Origin of the sequence: Providencia sp. PROV201, assembly GCF_028479545.1 — a bacterium.
GTDB classification, from domain to species: Bacteria; Pseudomonadota; Gammaproteobacteria; order Enterobacterales; family Enterobacteriaceae; genus Providencia; species Providencia huaxiensis.
The window spans coordinates 13,874-30,697 of sequence record NZ_JAMPNW010000009.1; the positions used below are offsets into that span (position 1 = coordinate 13,874).

The 16,824-nt window shown below is 40.4% G+C and carries 13 protein-coding genes; 6 read left to right on the forward strand and 7 right to left on the reverse strand.

The genetic code is table 11. The features are described 5' to 3' along the window. Positions 1-3 precede the first annotated feature (3 nt). The gene (gene pflA, locus PR809_RS09250) at positions 4-801 is read left to right on the forward strand and encodes a pyruvate formate lyase 1-activating protein (RefSeq protein WP_241098635.1); all 798 of its coding nucleotides are present in this window, start codon (positions 4-6) and stop codon (positions 799-801) included. Between the two features lie 47 nt (positions 802-848). On the opposite strand, the gene PR809_RS09255 is transcribed toward pflA, so the two are convergent. Next, positions 849-1,271: a DUF2000 domain-containing protein gene (locus PR809_RS09255; protein ID WP_102138460.1), complete on the reverse strand. Its 423-nt coding sequence runs from the start codon at positions 1,269-1,271 to the stop codon at positions 849-851. Between the two features lie 149 nt (positions 1,272-1,420). Between PR809_RS09255 and PR809_RS09260 the strand changes: the two genes are divergently transcribed. The 3 genes from PR809_RS09260 to PR809_RS09270 all read left to right on the forward strand — a co-directional run bounded on the left by PR809_RS09260 (position 1,421) and on the right by PR809_RS09270 (position 4,085). Then, a complete protein-coding gene (locus PR809_RS09260) occupies positions 1,421-1,888 on the forward strand; it encodes an Lrp/AsnC family transcriptional regulator (RefSeq protein WP_166184659.1) in 468 nt (155 codons plus the stop codon). Positions 1,889-2,233: 345 nt separating this feature from the next. Next, on the forward strand, positions 2,234-3,040 hold the full coding sequence (locus tag PR809_RS09265; RefSeq protein WP_102138458.1) for a BPSS1780 family membrane protein: 807 nt from the start codon (positions 2,234-2,236) through the stop codon (positions 3,038-3,040). 151 nt (positions 3,041-3,191) lie between these two features. After that, positions 3,192-4,085: a LysR substrate-binding domain-containing protein gene (locus PR809_RS09270; protein WP_206276148.1), complete on the forward strand. Its 894-nt coding sequence runs from the start codon at positions 3,192-3,194 to the stop codon at positions 4,083-4,085. Here PR809_RS09270 and PR809_RS09275 read toward each other — a convergent pair. The 6 genes from PR809_RS09275 to lrp form a co-directional block, all read right to left on the reverse strand. Continuing rightward, complete coding sequence (locus tag PR809_RS09275) at positions 4,071-4,799, reverse strand: sulfite exporter TauE/SafE family protein (protein WP_102138456.1); 729 nt, start codon at positions 4,797-4,799, stop codon at positions 4,071-4,073. The two genes, PR809_RS09270 and PR809_RS09275, sit on opposite strands and share 15 nt — an antisense overlap. Before the next feature lie 182 nt (positions 4,800-4,981). Next, the gene (gene serS / locus PR809_RS09280; protein ID WP_004256329.1) at positions 4,982-6,274 is read right to left on the reverse strand and encodes a serine--tRNA ligase; all 1,293 of its coding nucleotides are present in this window, start codon (positions 6,272-6,274) and stop codon (positions 4,982-4,984) included. Positions 6,275-6,382: 108 nt separating this feature from the next. Further along, positions 6,383-7,726 (reverse strand): replication-associated recombination protein A, encoded by a 1,344-nt coding sequence (locus tag PR809_RS09285; protein WP_102138455.1) that lies wholly within the window; start codon positions 7,724-7,726, stop codon positions 6,383-6,385. An 86-nt stretch (positions 7,727-7,812) separates the two neighbouring features. Beyond that, on the reverse strand, positions 7,813-8,433 hold the full coding sequence (lolA, locus tag PR809_RS09290; protein ID WP_102138454.1) for an outer membrane lipoprotein chaperone LolA: 621 nt from the start codon (positions 8,431-8,433) through the stop codon (positions 7,813-7,815). A gap of 88 nt (positions 8,434-8,521) precedes the next feature. Further along, positions 8,522-12,175: a DNA translocase FtsK 4TM domain-containing protein gene (locus PR809_RS09295; protein ID WP_272524513.1), complete on the reverse strand. Its 3,654-nt coding sequence runs from the start codon at positions 12,173-12,175 to the stop codon at positions 8,522-8,524. A gap of 424 nt (positions 12,176-12,599) precedes the next feature. Next, positions 12,600-13,094 (reverse strand): leucine-responsive transcriptional regulator Lrp, encoded by a 495-nt coding sequence (gene lrp, locus PR809_RS09300; protein ID WP_004256338.1) that lies wholly within the window; start codon positions 13,092-13,094, stop codon positions 12,600-12,602. 536 nt (positions 13,095-13,630) lie between these two features. Between lrp and trxB the strand changes: the two genes are divergently transcribed. After that, positions 13,631-14,590 (forward strand): thioredoxin-disulfide reductase, encoded by a 960-nt coding sequence (gene trxB / locus PR809_RS09305; RefSeq protein ID WP_004909448.1) that lies wholly within the window; start codon positions 13,631-13,633, stop codon positions 14,588-14,590. A gap of 182 nt (positions 14,591-14,772) precedes the next feature. Then, on the forward strand, positions 14,773-16,452 hold the full coding sequence (locus PR809_RS09310) for a DUF7057 domain-containing protein (RefSeq protein ID WP_166266516.1): 1,680 nt from the start codon (positions 14,773-14,775) through the stop codon (positions 16,450-16,452). Positions 16,453-16,824 lie beyond the last annotated feature (372 nt).

Sequence of the window (16,824 nt, forward strand, 5' to 3'; positions counted from 1 at the left end):
GCTATGTCTATCGATGATACTAAAACCAAAACAATAACGACGACTAATGTGACAGAAACCCCAACCACACTCGGCCGTATTCATTCATTTGAATCATGCGGAACCGTCGATGGCCCTGGGATCCGTTTTATTGTATTTTTTCAAGGCTGCTTAATGCGCTGCCTGTATTGCCATAACCGCGATACTTGGGATACCCACGGTGGCAACATTGTTACCGTTGAAGAATTAATGAAAGAAGCCGTAACCTATCGCCACTTTATGAATGCGACTGGCGGAGGTGTTACCGCCTCAGGCGGAGAAGCTATCTTACAAGCTGAATTTGTACGTGACTGGTTCCGTGCCTGTAAAAAAGAGAATATTCATACTTGCCTTGATACCAATGGATTCGTGCGCCGCTACGACCCAGTGATTGATGAACTGATGGATGTCACTGACTTGGTGATGTTAGATTTAAAACAAATCGATGACGATATTCATCAAAAATTAGTAGGTGTTTCTAATCATCGTACTTTGGAATTTGCTCGTTACCTTGCCAAACGCAACCAGAAAACTTGGGTACGCTATGTTGTCGTGCCAGGTTGGAGCGATGACGACCATTCAGTACATTTACTGGGCGAATTTACCAAAGATATGAGCAATATCGAAAAAATCGAATTACTGCCCTACCACGAACTCGGTAAACACAAATGGGAAACCATGGGTGAAGAATACAAACTAGATGGCGTTAGACCACCATCAAAAGAAGTGATGGAACGAGTTAAAAGTATTCTAGAAAGTTATGGTCACAAAGTGATGTACTAACCAATTTGAGGCTCTTTATAGAGCCTCTACTTTATCTGCTATTATTCCTATCTAAACAAAGGTAAATGGCCAATTAGCTGAGTAACTGCCTTTTTATTTCCCACCAAGCCGATCCCTGCCAATTGAATATCTTTATATTGCTGCTCAGATAGTTTTTGCTGATATTCATCATAAGTACGGCAAGACTGAGCGAGCAAACTAAAAGGAATAACGTATATTTCATTTACCTTTAATGCAGCCACTTCAATCTCTTTAATATACTGCTCTGGTGATTTTAAAATCGGTAATGGCACATAAATCACCCCGGGGTAATTAATATTATCTGTGCTATTCAAATCTTCCCCTACTATATTATTAACTTTATTTCCTAAACTCACACCAATCACACTAGCGGCATTCATTGCCAACCCGTTAGATAAATCCTGATTAACGACGATAGCACAACGATGCTCAGCTGGATTAAATATCATTCCTGTCCCCTACTATTTTATGTGTATTCAATTTCCCAATAATTATGACATTTAAAGAAAGAAATAGGCTTTCTAACTCAGTCATTACACGCTAAGATTTAGGTAAATTTATCCCATTAAAAGCACTTTCAAGGTAGAGCTTTCCATTTATGGCAATAGACAAGACAGAAATAAAAATACTGAAGTTACTACAGGATGACGCTCGAATAACTAACCAAGTACTTGCCGAAAAAGTAGGCATGTCGGCCTCTCCCTGTTGGCGAAGGGTTAAAAAATTAGAAGAAGAAAATGTTATTCAAGGGTATCGCGCCATTCTCAATCGTAGAAAGATTGGCTTAGGCGTCATGGTTTTTGTTCGCGTCATTATTGATAGTGATAGCGAGGCTGAAGCACAAAAATTTGAACAAGAAGTGACTGAGCTAGAAAATGTCGTCGCTTGCTACAGTATTGGTGGTGATTCTGACTTTTTACTACAGGTTGTATCCCATGATTTAGACTCCTATGCCGACTTTGCTATGACGGTTATTCGCCGGCTACCAGGTATCAAAGAAATGCAAAGTATGTTTGTACTTAAAGAAATTAAGCCGTTAGATGCTTACCCAATATCACTTATTTAGCTTTTAAATTAAATAAAATCTTACTTAATTATTATGAATCGTGATTATTTAATTGACGATTCAACCTTATTGATAGAACCCAAAATAGCTTTTTTCACTAAATATACTAAATATTCGTATTCTATTCAGTGCATTAAGGCATAGATAACTATCTTAGTTCGATAGAAAATATTTTATACAAGAAAATTCTAATCAAAAATACCTTACCAGAATAGTCTGCTTTATAATAAGCTAACTTATCTGCATACTAATGCCGATAAGTTACAAGAATGAGTATAAGCTCAAAAAACTTATTAATAATAATTAATCGCTAATTCACTACGACTAACAGGTTCCTTTTTTATTATGAATAATGAAAACTTCAGTGCAGATAACAACCCTGCACCTACAATTAATGCGCAAACGCAAGCTGATACATTTGTTTTTCACGCAGAACCGCGTGCAGTAGATGCAGGCGAAGGTGTTAACTGGATCAGCCAATCATGGTCTCTCGTTAAAGAAAAACTGGGAATGTGGATCTTGATTAACATTGTTCTGTTTGCTGTGATCTTTATCATTTCAATGATCCCATTCTTAAATTTATTAATTACATTTATTACACCTATTTTTATCGGTGGTATTATTGCTATCAGTGAAAATCAACGTAAAACAGGTCAAGCAGAAATCGGCTTACTATTTGCAGGCTTCCAAAATAAATTTGGTACGTTGTTTGCTGTAGGCGCAATCAACTTTGCTGCTAACTTAGTTGGTATGATCATCGCATTTATTATCGGTGGTTCTGCAATGTTCGGTTTACTGATGGAAAGCAACCAATATGGTGCGCCATCAGATGCCGCTATCCTTGCCTCTTCAGGTACATTCTTCTTTGCAATCATCATAATGGCCGTTGCTGCATTAGTGGGTACAGCCTTAACTTGGTTTGCTCCTGCATTAGTGATGAACCATGATTTCACGGTTGGTGCTGCAATTTCTGCAAGCTTACAAGCCGTTAAGAAAAACATCCTGCCAGGTATTCTGTTCTTTATCGTTATCTCTATCTTAATGATAATTTCAGTTATTCCATTAGGTTTAGGTTTATTAGTTTCTATGCCAATTATGTATGTTTGCTATTACAGCAGCTACCGTAGCCTGTTTTTCTCGCAAGTAAAATAAACCAAAATATGATGATTTGACGACTTTGTTAAATCATTAGTTCTAAAAAAAGGAAAGCATTTGCTTTCCTTTTTGCTATCCCGAAAAAATTCACATATATTCCTTTAAATGATAATTTCCCTCTTCTTTTCATAAATTGGAGTTGTTTTCCATGTATTTCGATATCACTGATTTAAAACTGTGTGTTAATGTCGCCAATGCAGGAAGTATCACCCAAGGAGCGAAACTAACTTATATTACACTGCAATCTGCAAGTGAACGAATACGTGGGCTAGAAAACGAATTAAACATCGTTATATTTATTCGTTCAGTGAAAGGTGTTTCATTATCGAATGCAGGCCATGTATTTATTGAGCATGCGAAAATAGTTTTGCAGCAAATTGAATTAATGCAAGATGAACTGCGACAATATAGTCAACACCTGCGTGGGCATATTAATATTCTTTGTAATACTTCTGCCCAAATGGAATTTTTACCCGCCCGTATTAGCACATATTTACGACAACACCCCATTATGTCTGTATCCGTGAAGGAAATGCCAAGTGCTAACATCGTCACTGCCATCAAAAATAAAATTGCAGATATTGGTATTATCGCAGATTCTACTGACCTCACTGGTCTGGATATTCAACCATTCAGCTCAGATGAATTAGTCGTTTTTGCCCATAAAGATAGCTTTTGGGCGAGCCAAAAGAGTGTTCCATTTTCTGATATTATTGATGCTGAATTTGTGGGGTTGATAGAAGATAACCCATTACAAAAACATATTGATAATAATGCCAAACAACAAGGCAAACGGCTCAACTACCGGGTACGCATGCCAACTCTAGATGCTGTAATGCAAGGGGTTAATGATGGCATTGGCATTGCTATTATTCCCAAACAAGCGGCGCAGCGTAGTCAACTTTCTACTACTAAAATAGTGCAATTGACCGAAGATTGGGCATGTCGAAAATTAGTTATCTGCGCACGAGATTTCAGCCAATTACCTGATTATACCAACGAGTTTATTCATTTTTTAATTAACTGGTCATCTGAAAGCTAAGTTTGCCGCCATGTAAATCCCTAATCCTGTTAACCCAATAAAAAAGCAACGACGAAATACCTTTTCACTAATGATCTGGCGAAAATATTGGCCAAGATACATTCCACCAATAGCAGGAATTAAGGCAAAGGCAGATAAACTCCAATTAATATCATACTGTTGCTGGTCAATGGATAATCTAATGGCTAATGCAACTGTTGATGCGGTAAATGCTAACCCTAGAGCCTGAATAAGCTCATCTTTATTTAATTTTAATGTTTGTAAATATGGAACAGCTGGAATAACAAATACTCCGGTAGCAGCCGTAATCACACCTGTGATATACCCCACTGTAGGGGAAAGCCATGTTTCATATTTCTCGGAAGATGGCATTTTTTTAGCCACTAAACCCCATATCCCATAAATAATAAGTACGATACCCAGTGCAGGGAGTGTCCAGCGAGATGCCGAGGTTAAAGAAGGTAAAAAACTGAATAATGTGCCAAGCATGACCCCAATAATAAAACCACTGAGCCGTTTGATTAGCGCCATAAATTGTGGACCAATTAATAATTGCCATATATTCGTGATTAACGAAGGAATAATTAACAAGCTAGCAGCGGCAACAGGCTCCATTGACGTACTGAGTAACCCCATTGCGATTGTTGGTAACCCTAGTCCAATCACTCCTTTTACAATACCTGCTAATAAGAAAACACCAATAATTACACCCATCAATATCACTCCGATAAATTTACTTTACCGTAGATTAATGTCCTACATTAAATGTCGCTATTTGGAAAATATTGAGGTGGGATCAGGCTTAGCCTGAGGATGTTTTTACCAAAACACTTTAAATTACACAAAAAAACGCGACTACCATCAGTCGCGTTTTATGTTTGAAGGAGTAACGGAAATTAACCGATGAACTCTAACCCTTTCATATATGGGCGCAATACTTCTGGAACTTCAATACGGCCATCTGCTAATTGGTAGTTTTCTAAAATCGCCACCAATGTACGACCAACCGCTAAACCAGAACCATTCAGAGTATGAACAAGTTGTGTTTTCTTATCACTCTTACCGCGGAAACGAGCTTGCATACGACGCGCTTGGAAGTCCCACATGTTGGAACAAGATGAAATTTCACGATACGTATTTTGCGCTGGTAACCACACTTCTAAGTCATAGGTTTTACGTGAACCAAAACCAATATCACCAGTGCATAAAATCACTTTACGATAAGGCAAGTTCAGTAATTGTAATACTTTTTCGGCATGGCCAGTCAGCTCTTCCAATGCATCCATGGATTTTTCTGGATGAACGATTTGCACTAACTCAACTTTGTCGAACTGATGCATACGGATCAAACCGCGTGTGTCACGGCCATAAGACCCTGCTTCAGAACGGAAACAAGGGGTATGTGCAGTCATTTTCAGAGGAAGTGAGTCTTCATCTAAAATTTCATCGCGAACTAAGTTAGTCACCGGGACTTCTGCGGTTGGGATCAACGCATAAGTACTGCTGTCCGCTTCCTCTTCCAATGGTTTAGTATGGAACAAATCTTCACCAAACTTTGGTAATTGGCCAGTTCCGTACAGTGTGTCATGGTTGACTAAATACGGAACATACAGCTCTTGGTAACCATGTTGTTCAGTATGCAAATCAAGCATGAATTGTGCCAATGCACGGTGCATACGAGCAATTTGCCCTTTCATAACAACAAAACGAGCGCCAGTCAGTTTTACCGCAGCTGGGAAGTCTAAGCCACCGGATAACTCGCCAAGACTGACATGGTCTTTAACTTCGAAATCATACTGACGAGGCTCGCCCCAACGTGCAACCTCAACATTGTCAGAATCATCTTTACCATCAGGCACTTGGTCATCTGGGATATTCGGGATACTTAAGGCAATATCACGGATTTCTTGTTGCAGCTTATCTAACTCTGCTTTTGCAGAATCCAATTTTTCGCCTAATTGGTTAACTTCCAGACGTAATGGTTCGATATCTTCACCACGTGCCTTCGCCGCACCAATAGTTTTCGATCGCGAGTTACGGTCTGCTTGCAGGGTTTCAGTTTCAACTTGTAAAACTTTGCGGCGTTCTTCTAATTCACGCAGCTTTTCCACATCAAGGGTAAAACCCCTGCGAGCCAGTTTTTCAGCAACCGCGTCTAGCTCCGTACGCAGTAAATTGGGATCGAGCATGCTTATCCTGTGATTATTGTTAGTAATTAATGACACTTTTTGAGGTGCATTCCAGCACAACAAATAAAGTAAAGTATTTCGCTATATAACCTTACCGCATTGCCCAGTTTAGCGATAGCGTTTTGTGGTGCTAATTTGATCCTGTTGGGCTAACCAGTCTAGTTTTTCAGCAAACTTGCTTTCTTGACCCCGCTTCGTAGGGTAGTAATAACGCGTTGTTTGCATAGGTTCAGGAAAATAGTTTTCCCCCGCAGCATATGCGTTCGGTTCATCATGCGCATAACGATATTCTTTCCCTGCACCCATTTCTTTTAATAGTTTAGTTGGGGCATTTCGAAGATGTTCTGGCACATCGTAATCCGGCTGCATTTGCGCATCTTTAATCGCTGCCTTATAGGCGGTATAAACCGCATTACTTTTCGGCGCACATGCTAAATAAACAATGGCTTGGGCAATCGCACGCTCACCTTCGGCTGGCCCCACACGCGTGAAGCAATCCCAAGCTGAAATGGCGACTTGCATCGCTCGAGGATCCGCATTACCCACATCTTCTGATGCAATTGCAAGTAGCCGGCGAGCAACATACAGTGGGTCACCACCCGCGGTGATGATCCTTGCAAACCAGTACAGTGCGGCATCTGGTGCTGAGCCTCTAATCGACTTATGCAAAGCAGAAATTAAGTCGTAATAACGGTCGCCTTTGTTATCAAACCTTGCTGTTCGTTCACCACTGACTTCTTTTAATAAATCAGCGGATAAAATACGCTGCCCTTGGCTATCCGCTTCGGCCATATCCGCCATCATTTCCAGCAGATTTAATGAACGCCTAGCATCCCCATTAACCAACTGAGCAACCATTTTGCGCGTGCTATCAGGCAGAACAACATTTTGCCCTCCAAGGCCACGAGAGGTGTCAGCTAGTGCTTGCAACAATACCTGTTCAATATCATTTTCTTCAAGGGATTTAAGCAAATACACCCTAGCACGCGATAACAATGCAGAATTTAATTCAAATGATGGATTTTCTGTTGTCGCACCAATAAATGTAATCGTGCCATCTTCTATGTGTGGTAAAAATGCATCTTGCTGGCTTTTATTAAAACGATGAACCTCATCGACAAATAAAATGGTTCTTCGCCCTGCACTGCGATTTTGCCGAGCTTTTTCAATGGATTCTCGAATTTCTTTAATACCAGAGGTGACTGCTGAAATACGTTCAATATCGGCTTGTGCATAATTACCAATAATTTCAGCAAGCGTTGTTTTACCTGTTCCTGGCGGCCCCCATAAAATCATGGAGTGCAGATGACCCGCTTTAATCGCACGTGGCAACGGTTTCCCCTCTGCCAGTAAATGCTTTTGCCCAATATATTGCTCAAGGGTTTCAGGCCGCATTCTTGCTGCTAAAGGTTGAAATTCATTCTGCGAAAAATCAAGAGACAGGTTACCCACAATATCCTCTTTTTTACTTCTTAAAATATCTTATATATTAACCAGCAAATATGAATACTGCTGGTTAATATTTTCTCTAATCAATCTTATTTGGTATTTGAGCGCTGGTCATCTAAAGTGACGCCTTTTGGTACTGTAAATTTGAATTTACTTGCATCAACGCGACCATTTTTCTGCTCTTTTAATTGATAAGCGCTAGTTTGGCCATCTTGCTCAACCGCTGAAAACTGCTCAATCGTCCCTTCGGGAGAAACCGTAATGGAAAAACGTTTTAAAGTTCCACTAGTTTGTTTTGGTTTTAAATCAAACGTATTTCCCTGCTGAATGATTGAGTACTGTTTCCAATCTTTCGGGTCGTTACGCGTAATCAGTAAAAATGGCGTATCCTGCGTGGCATCCGCTAAATTAGTCACGGTCACTTGCTCGACAAACGGGTTATAAAACCACAAATTTTTTCCATCAGACACAAGTACACTTTCATCCGGTGATGTCATGTTCCAATTAAATAAATTTGGACGCTCAAGCCATAAGTCCCCAACACCTTCTTGAACCAAATCCCCTTCAGGACTCGTCACCTTCTGCGAGAAGCTAGCTTGGAAGCTATTGACCTTATTCAAACGTTCTTGAAGGTCTTGGCTTGCGTCTGCCAATACTTGGCCAATATGTAAACTTAGGGCTAACGCACCCAATAACATCATTTTTTTCATCGATGAAAGACCTTAAAATTATTACCATAAGAGGTGTTACGTCTTTATACACCCCTTAAATTAAACCAGCAATTAGCACACTAAATTATTAATGTCCCATTGACGGAGGAGCCAGAACTTCACGGTTACCATTGTGCCCTTGCTCACTGACAATACCTTGGATTTCCATTTGCTCGACAATCCTTGCAGCTCGGTTATAACCAATCCTAAATTGGCGTTGAACCCCAGAAATGGAAACGCGTTGTTTCTCAACAACAAACTCAACTGCTTGGTCAAACAGTGGGTCGAGCTCTTCACCTCCGCTATCATAACCACCACCTTCGCTATCATCACTACAGGTTGTGATGCTATCAATATATTGTGGTTTACCGCGAGCTTTCCAGTCATTCACAACAGCATGAACCTCTTGGTCACGAACAAAGGCACCGTGTACCCGCACAGGAATTGAAGAGTTTGGTGGTAAATACAGCATATCCCCCATACCTAATAACGACTCAGCTCCACCTTGGTCAAGGATCGTGCGTGAGTCAATCTTACTGGATACCGTAAATGCAATCCGCGTTGGAATATTTGCTTTGATTAGTCCAGTAATGATATCAACCGATGGCCGCTGAGTTGCCAATACCAAATGAATACCTGCTGCACGCGCTTTTTGAGCCAACCGTGCAATTAACTCTTCCACTTTTTTACCTGCCGTCATCATTAAGTCAGCAAATTCATCAACCATGACGACAATGTAAGGCTCTTTTTTCAGCGTTGGATGTTCGACATCCATGCTATCACCGGGTTTCCAATGTGGATCAGGGATTGGCCGCCCCATTTCTTCTGCCGCTTTGATGCGCTCGTTATACCCCGCGAGGTTACGTACCCCTAACGCAGACATCAGTTTATAACGGCGTTCCATTTCATTCACACACCAACGCAAAGCATTCGCTGCATCTTTCATGTCAGTAACCACTTCCGTCAATAGGTGCGGGATACCTTCATAAATGGATAACTCGAGCATTTTCGGGTCAATCATGATAAAGCGGACATCTTCTGGTTTCGCTTTATACAAGATGCTGAGGATCATTGCATTCACCCCAACCGACTTACCAGAGCCGGTTGTCCCCGCAACGAGTAAGTGCGGCATTTTCGCTAAATCAGCAACAACGGGGTCGCCTTCAATATCTTTACCTAGCACGATTGTCAGTGGTGACGGATTTTTACGGAAGTCATCGCAATCTAAAACTTCACTTAAATAAACGGTTTGCCGTTTCTCATTAGGGAGTTCAAGGCCCACATAAGGTTTACCCGGTATCACTTCTACAACGCGTACAGCTACGGTTGATAATGAACGAGCAAGGTCACGTGACAATGTTGATATCCGTGCTGCTTTTACTCCCGGTGCTAGGTCAAGTTCAAACCGAGTAATAACAGGACCTGGAGAGAACCCAACCACTTCAGCTTTAACACGATAATCATTTAGCCTTGCTTCAATCAACCTTGCTGTTTGTTCTAGTTTGAACATATCCACTGGCTCTTCTTGCGCTGGCGGACTTGCCAGCAAATCAAGAGACGGCATTGGGGTTGTTGGCTTTGGTAATGGTTGGTCATTACGCACTAAGAACGGGTGGAATAAGCTATCCTGCTGTGGCTGCTGTGGCTGCTGTGGCTGCTGTGGCTGCTGTGGCTGCTGTGGCTGCTGTGGCTGCTGTGGCTGCTGTGGCTGCTGTGGCTGCTGTGGCTGCTGTGGCTGCTGTGGCTGTGCAAAAGTTTGAGTTATTGACGGTGAATTGCCAAGCCCTTCTGCAATATTATTTTGTGGAACTGCAGGTGGAACGGAAGTCGCGCTAAATGATGGCATAAATAATGGGTCTGCAGGCTCATTGTCAACCAAATCATCAACAGGAGTAAAACTATCCAGTACAGAAAACTCTTTTCTTAAATCAATCTTAGGCTCAAAGTCCTCTTGTTCTTGAGAAGAATACGCTTGCGTAAACTGCGGCTGATAGCTGTTATCCAGTGTTGGTGGGACTTCCTCAGGCTCTGGAATTGTATGTGTATTATTAGATTGTTGTGAAGCCGACGCCCAGCGGTGTTCAATCTCTGGCTGCGTAAATGCGCTGGCTTTATTTTCTGCCATTGGCTCATTTTGCAATTGGTCTTCATTAGAATGCACGCTATTTAACGGTGCTTCATAATCAGTTTCATCAACATCACCATAACGTTCGCGTTGCTGTTCTAAAAACTGCGCTCGTAATAATTCGTCTTGTTGCGCTTCATCATCAATTGCAGATTCGTCAGACTCACTTGCAGACCACTGCTGATATACCTGCTCACGTTTAGAGGCCTCTTCTTCACGCCGTTGTAGTTCTGCATCACGTAACGACGGAATGCGAATGCCATATAATTCACGACGCGTCGGTAAACGAACAGGATTAGGTCGCGGAAGCTCTGGCTCCATATTTTGTTTAACTTGAGCATGACGCTCCAGTGCCGCGGCTGAAATACCTGCAGCCGCTAATGCAGCCGGGTTAGAAACCCTTTCAGTGACAGATGACGGAATAATGTTTTGCGTTATATTTGAAGGATCAAGTGATGACACTGATGTCGCCTGTGGTTCAAACGCCGCTTGATTAACAGATGTTGCCTGATTATTCGAGTACCCTGGAGAAGCGATATTATCGTGTTTTTGAGGCTCTGTTTGTTGATTATGATGAACACCAAACATCGGTTCTTCTGGTGCAACATACGCAGACGATTGAACTAACGGCTCATTAGCTGTTTCTGATATTGCATCAAAACCAGCACCGAGCTTAGGTTGGTAATCTTCTGGTACTTCAAAATGATATGTGCTCGGTTCATCCACTGTCGAGAAAGCGGGTTCTGGATCTTGTTCTAATTCATTTTGATTGACCGAAGGGATTGGATTTTCTGGCGCTGTAATCGCTTCGCTCGTCGTTTTTACCGTTGTTGGGTCGACTTCTGTGACTAATTCAGCCACTGTGGGTGCAGAAAATAAAACATCATCAACATCAATGTGTTCTAAGTCATCATTGGCTCTGTGCTCTGCTTCTTGCGCACGCTGTAAAGCCCCTTCAGTTTCTTCAACATCGTAATCATAATCATCTAAATCGTCTCCCCTTGCTCGATTTGTTAGCAACGTAATCGGGAGAAGGACGGCTGCACCAATTTTTTCTGCAATGGTAAGCCATGACCACCCAGTAAACAGCGTAAAGCTTATCGCCCATAAAAACAGTAATGCTAAAGTGGCACCTAATGAGTTGAACCACGGCATAATTGCACTACTAAATACACTGCCAATCACACCACCAGAGGCGAAGTTAGGTAAGTCGTCAAAATTGAGAGCTGCGAGGCCACAAGAGGATAAAATAAGCGCTAGCCCACCAATTAATCTTAATGATAAAGAGAAAAAGTCAATATATCGGCGTTGACTTTCATATTGGAAAATCGCCCAACACCCTAAAAGCAATAATGGAGGGATTGCAAATGCAAGAATACCAAAAGCAGAGAAAAGGATATCTGCACTCCATGAACCAACGCTCCCCCCTAAATTTTTCACAGGGGCATTCCAAGTCGTTTGTGACCAGCTTGGATCTGAAGGGCTGAAGCTCAATAAAGCCACCATTAAGAAGAGTGCGCTCAAGCATATTGCGAGCAAAATAACCTCTAATAGCCGTCTTCCGCTACTTAGTTTTTTAAATTTGATATGTTTATCTTCTGTATATTCTTGGCTCATTATTGTTTCTTTGCTAACTGATGTTCTTGACTAACCTAGGTTTATTCTATCATTAAACGCCTGACTCTGCCTGCTTTACAACGACTAAGGGAAATCAGGGCCTCACCAAAGCACTAAGATGCAGTATTCCATCTAATGTATGATGATTCAATTTCTATTTCTCGTCAAAAATCCTAAATATTTATAGCTTTAGAATCAATAAATTGGAAATAAAACTTATCAGTTGCTAAGTAATTTACGTAAAACACAATAGAAAGGCTCAGATAGTAGCCTGTTGAAGCAGTTAAACGACAAAGCATGATGTTTTGATAAAACAACAGATGGGGTAAGAAAAACGGAACAACGCTGAGTAAACTCAGCGTTGAAACTGCAGTGCGGCAACAAAGCTGAAATGCTGTGCTGAATCGAGGTTAAAAAGCAATAATTAGCGAGTTTTGATCACTAAGCGATTGCTTTGTTTAACTTCTTCCATAACTACATAGGTACGAGTGTCGTTCACGCCTGGTAAACGTAACAGAGTTTCACCTAACAGTTTACGATATGCGGACATATCTGGCACACGCGTTTTCAACAGGTAGTCAAAGTCACCAGAAACTAGGTGACATTCCTGAATTTCTTCCAGTTTTTGAACTGCAGTATTGAATTGCTCAAACACATCTGCAGCGCCACGGTTGAGTGTAATCTCAACAAACACGAGCAAAGATGCATCTAAGTAGTGTGGATTTAATAACGCCGTATAGCCAGAGATAAATCCTTGTCTCTCAAGACGACGTACACGCTCTAAACAAGGTGTTGGAGATAAACCAACTCGTTTAGATAGCTCTACGTTAGAAATTCGCCCGTCTTTTTGTAGTTCGTTTAATATATTCCTGTCGATACGGTCAAGGTCTTTGCCAGGACGCTTTTTATTGTCAATCATCTCTTTATCTCTCTTTCTCTAATTGTTATTTTCTACATCTAAAAATAAGCACCTTAGTCACCACCTCTATTTATTTAGGAATTCGTGTTCAGGAGCAAATTTTATTCATAATGCTGAAGTTCGCGTGAATGTAATTATCACCCACAATTTTTACTTGTATTTTAAATTTGTAAGTAGTGTAAAGTTAATTTTCCAGTAAGAACAAAAATGCGCCATTTCCATTGATCTGCTAGATAATTAACTCTTACACTGATGTTTTCGCAAATGCGCAGCCGATTGTCAAAGCAAATGAATAAAAATCAGTACAAGATTTCGCTTTTTTTTCCAGTAAAACGTTTCGCAGCCTTAATTCAAGATAATTCCTAAAAATTGTGATGCGTGACACAAGCAACTTTTTGTCACATTTTCTTACATTTTGTCGGTATTACCTATTGATGAAATAAGCTAAATGAAACTAACTTACACTTAAACCACTTTTGTTAGCCTCTTATTTCTCCTACAATCTCGTAAATGCTTTTTAGATTAAAGAGGAATTCATGAGCACAACAACACATCGCAAGTTAATCATTCTTGGTTCTGGCCCTGCGGGCTATACTGCGGCTGTCTATGCTGCACGTGCAAACTTAAACCCAGCATTGATTACTGGGGTGGAAAAAGGCGGTCAATTGACCACCACAACTGAAGTTGAAAACTGGCCTGGTGACCCAGAAGGTTTAACCGGTCCAGGGCTTATGGAACGCATGCATGAGCACGCGTCAAAATTTGACACCGAAATCATATCTGACCATATCCAAAAAGTGGACTTAAAACAACGCCCTTTCCGTTTAATTGGCGATGAAAATGAATATACCTGTGATGCACTGATTATTGCGACAGGGGCTTCCGCTCGTTATATCGGCCTACCTTCAGAAGAAGCGTTCAAAGGCCGTGGCGTTTCAGCTTGTGCAACCTGTGACGGTTTCTTCTATCGTAACCAAAAAGTCGCTGTCGTTGGTGGTGGAAATACTGCAGTAGAAGAAGCACTGTACCTTTCTAACATTGCTTCAGAAGTCCATTTAATTCATCGCCGTGATAGTTTCCGCGCAGAAAAAATCCTGATTAATCGTTTAATGGATAAAGTTGAGAACGGTAATATTATTCTACATACCGACCGTACATTAAATGAAGTATTAGGTGATGATATGGGCGTAACGGGTGTGCGCTTAGAGTGTACGAAAACACATGTAACAGAAGATATTCCTGTTATGGGGGCATTTATTGCCATCGGCCACAGCCCAAATACCGGTATTTTTGAAGGCCAATTAGATTTAGACAACGGTTATATTAAAGTGCAATCTGGCACTCAAGGCAATGCAACTCAAACGTCTGTTGAAGGTGTGTTCGCTGCAGGTGATGTCATGGACCATATATACCGCCAAGCAATTACCTCTGCGGGTACAGGTTGTATGGCAGCCTTAGATGCAGAACGCTACCTTGATGGTTTAGCATCTAAATAATCAATAAGTTATTGTGATTTAGATAGGCTTCAATTTTTCCTCAATTGAAGCCTTTTTTATGACCTATGTTAACCATCTTAACTATTAGTTTTACATATATTTTTAAGACCAAGTTTATATTGTACTTTTTTAATACTGCCTATACTGTTTTTACATAACATTAATTAATATAAGGTGTAGGTATGGGGCAACAATCAGAACGTGATGTCATTCGCGGTTATTCTTATTTTATTATTGTCATACTTGCCGTAATTCAAGGCATCGTCATCACAGCCACGACTGATTACTCTACCCGTCTAGAAAGCCAACTTAGCGCCACCACTCTGTATCTACCTATTTTGCTCGCCATTTTTGTTCCTTCAGCAATAAGTTACCTAATTACCAATGCAAAATCCGCTATTTTCTATCTCAACATTGCTGTCATTATTGGGTTAATTTTCTGGCTCAATTACTGGCATTCCCAAGACTTTCAAAATCCGACAGATGCAGACCCATTCTTCGCCTTTATCACCCTAACTGTTCTACTCTTTTTTATGCTTCCTTGGATGCAATCGTGGCAAACCACAAGAACATGGAAAATCGACTACGGTTGCTTGATGGGGCTATATATTAAAAATACCTTTTTAGGTGTTCTAGCTTCTGCAATAGGTGGGTTACTCACTTTAATCGTAAAAATAGCCAGTTTTCTATTTGGTATTGTTAACCTAACTTTTTTGAGTGAAGCTCTTGATAACGACGTTATCTATTGGGTGAGCTTTGCACTTGGCTTCAACGTAAGTTTAGCTTTTTTACGCGCAACATTGAATGTACAACTCAGTAATTTTGTTAGCTTTATTGCTCGTTTTTTCTTACCTCTTTTAAATATTGTTGCCGTTATTTTCTTGGGTGGTTTCGTTGTTTCTCATTTTTCAGGTTTAACCTCTGCGGGTTTAGGCTCCGCAGTGATGCTATGGTTTTTAATTTTAAACCTCATTTTTATTAATTTTGTGTATGGCGATGGCACAACGCAATATCAATTCCGTGCAGGCCTAAATGGTTTTGTTTTAATTAGCATTATTCTACTCAATGCATTCTCAGTGCTTTCTCTTTATGGCATTTTGGTGCGAGTAAACCAGTATAGTTGGAGTATTGAACGCCTGTATGCCTTTACTATTGCCTTATTCCTATTTGCACTGGTTTTTGCTTATAGCATTGCCATTATCTATAAAAAATCAGCTTGGATGTCCTATCTGGGGTCTATCAATAAAGCAGGAATTTTATCTCTGATTGCCATTATATTAGTTATTAACAGCCCAATAGCTGATTTTAAACGCATCACACTGAACAGTATTCTTGCAGGTATTGAAAATGGCAAAATTAAAGTCAATAGCTCCCTTGCTTATGACTTAAAACAATTAGGTGAAAAAGGACTACAGGCTTTTGAACAACTCAATAAGAACCCTGAATATCAAAAGCTATTCCAAACTAGCCCTTATGAAGAAGAACAGCGAAAACCGCTAAAGTCAGTTTTAATTCAAGCTCAAAATAGCCCTACAATACCCGATAGTTGGTTCGACCTCGGGGAGAACCTTAGCAGTGCATGGTATTGTACTTCACAATACGACCCATACCCATGTGTTGGCTTTATGGCCGATATTAACCAAAACAATCAAGATGATGTGGTTATGTGCTATTCCTACCCAAGTGGCTCTAATATTGATTGCCATATATGGCAACAAACGGAACAAAGCTGGGAGTTAATGGATACGCAAACTCACTCATTTGATACCATAAAAGAAAAAGATCAGGCTTGGGATAATTTATTGAAAGGAAACTTTAAATTGAAGCCTAAAGAATGGTTAATGATAGACCCCTCTTCTTAATTCTAATTAAAAATGCAGGCGGCTTAACATTTCTTTGTTAAGCCGCCTTTTCATTACGTAAAAATACAGTAACATCCCAATATTATTACATCTCAAGCTCTACTGAAATATTAAATTTACCTTTACAAAACAATTTGATAACAAAACACAAATCACTTTAAATTACCCACTTTTATTATGCAACATATGGTGGTGAAGCTGTTATGATGTAGCCTAATACTCGAATTTATGGGTAAGATCAAAAACGCAGATTTTCTTATAATCACCCATTGCGTGACCCGATCAAAAAGTTATCGTTCTCATGCGGTTTAAAACAGCCCAGCTGCAATATAACGCATGGTAAAAGCAACGTTAGGTTGGTATTTCCTAACT

Bases quoted from the DNA above. Each gene is read 5' to 3' on its own strand.
- serS (WP_004256329.1), bottom strand. From the start codon at position 6,274: ATGCTCGATCCCAATTTACTGCGTACGGAGCTAGACGCGGTTGCTGAA.
- PR809_RS09295 (WP_272524513.1), bottom strand. From the start codon at position 12,175: ATGAGCCAAGAATATACAGAAGATAAACATATCAAATTTAAAAAACTA.
- lolA (WP_102138454.1), bottom strand. From the start codon at position 8,433: ATGAAAAAAATGATGTTATTGGGTGCGTTAGCCCTAAGTTTACATATT.
- PR809_RS09255 (WP_102138460.1), bottom strand. From the start codon at position 1,271: ATGATATTTAATCCAGCTGAGCATCGTTGTGCTATCGTCGTTAATCAG.
- PR809_RS09275 (WP_102138456.1), bottom strand. From the start codon at position 4,799: ATGGGTGTAATTATTGGTGTTTTCTTATTAGCAGGTATTGTAAAAGGA.
- lrp (WP_004256338.1), bottom strand. From the start codon at position 13,094: ATGATTGACAATAAAAAGCGTCCTGGCAAAGACCTTGACCGTATCGAC.
- trxB (WP_004909448.1), top strand. From the start codon at position 13,631: ATGAGCACAACAACACATCGCAAGTTAATCATTCTTGGTTCTGGCCCT.
- PR809_RS09310 (WP_166266516.1), top strand. From the start codon at position 14,773: ATGGGGCAACAATCAGAACGTGATGTCATTCGCGGTTATTCTTATTTT.
- PR809_RS09260 (WP_166184659.1), top strand. From the start codon at position 1,421: ATGGCAATAGACAAGACAGAAATAAAAATACTGAAGTTACTACAGGAT.
- PR809_RS09270 (WP_206276148.1), top strand. From the start codon at position 3,192: ATGTATTTCGATATCACTGATTTAAAACTGTGTGTTAATGTCGCCAAT.
- PR809_RS09265 (WP_102138458.1), top strand. From the start codon at position 2,234: ATGAATAATGAAAACTTCAGTGCAGATAACAACCCTGCACCTACAATT.
- pflA (WP_241098635.1), top strand. From the start codon at position 4: ATGTCTATCGATGATACTAAAACCAAAACAATAACGACGACTAATGTG.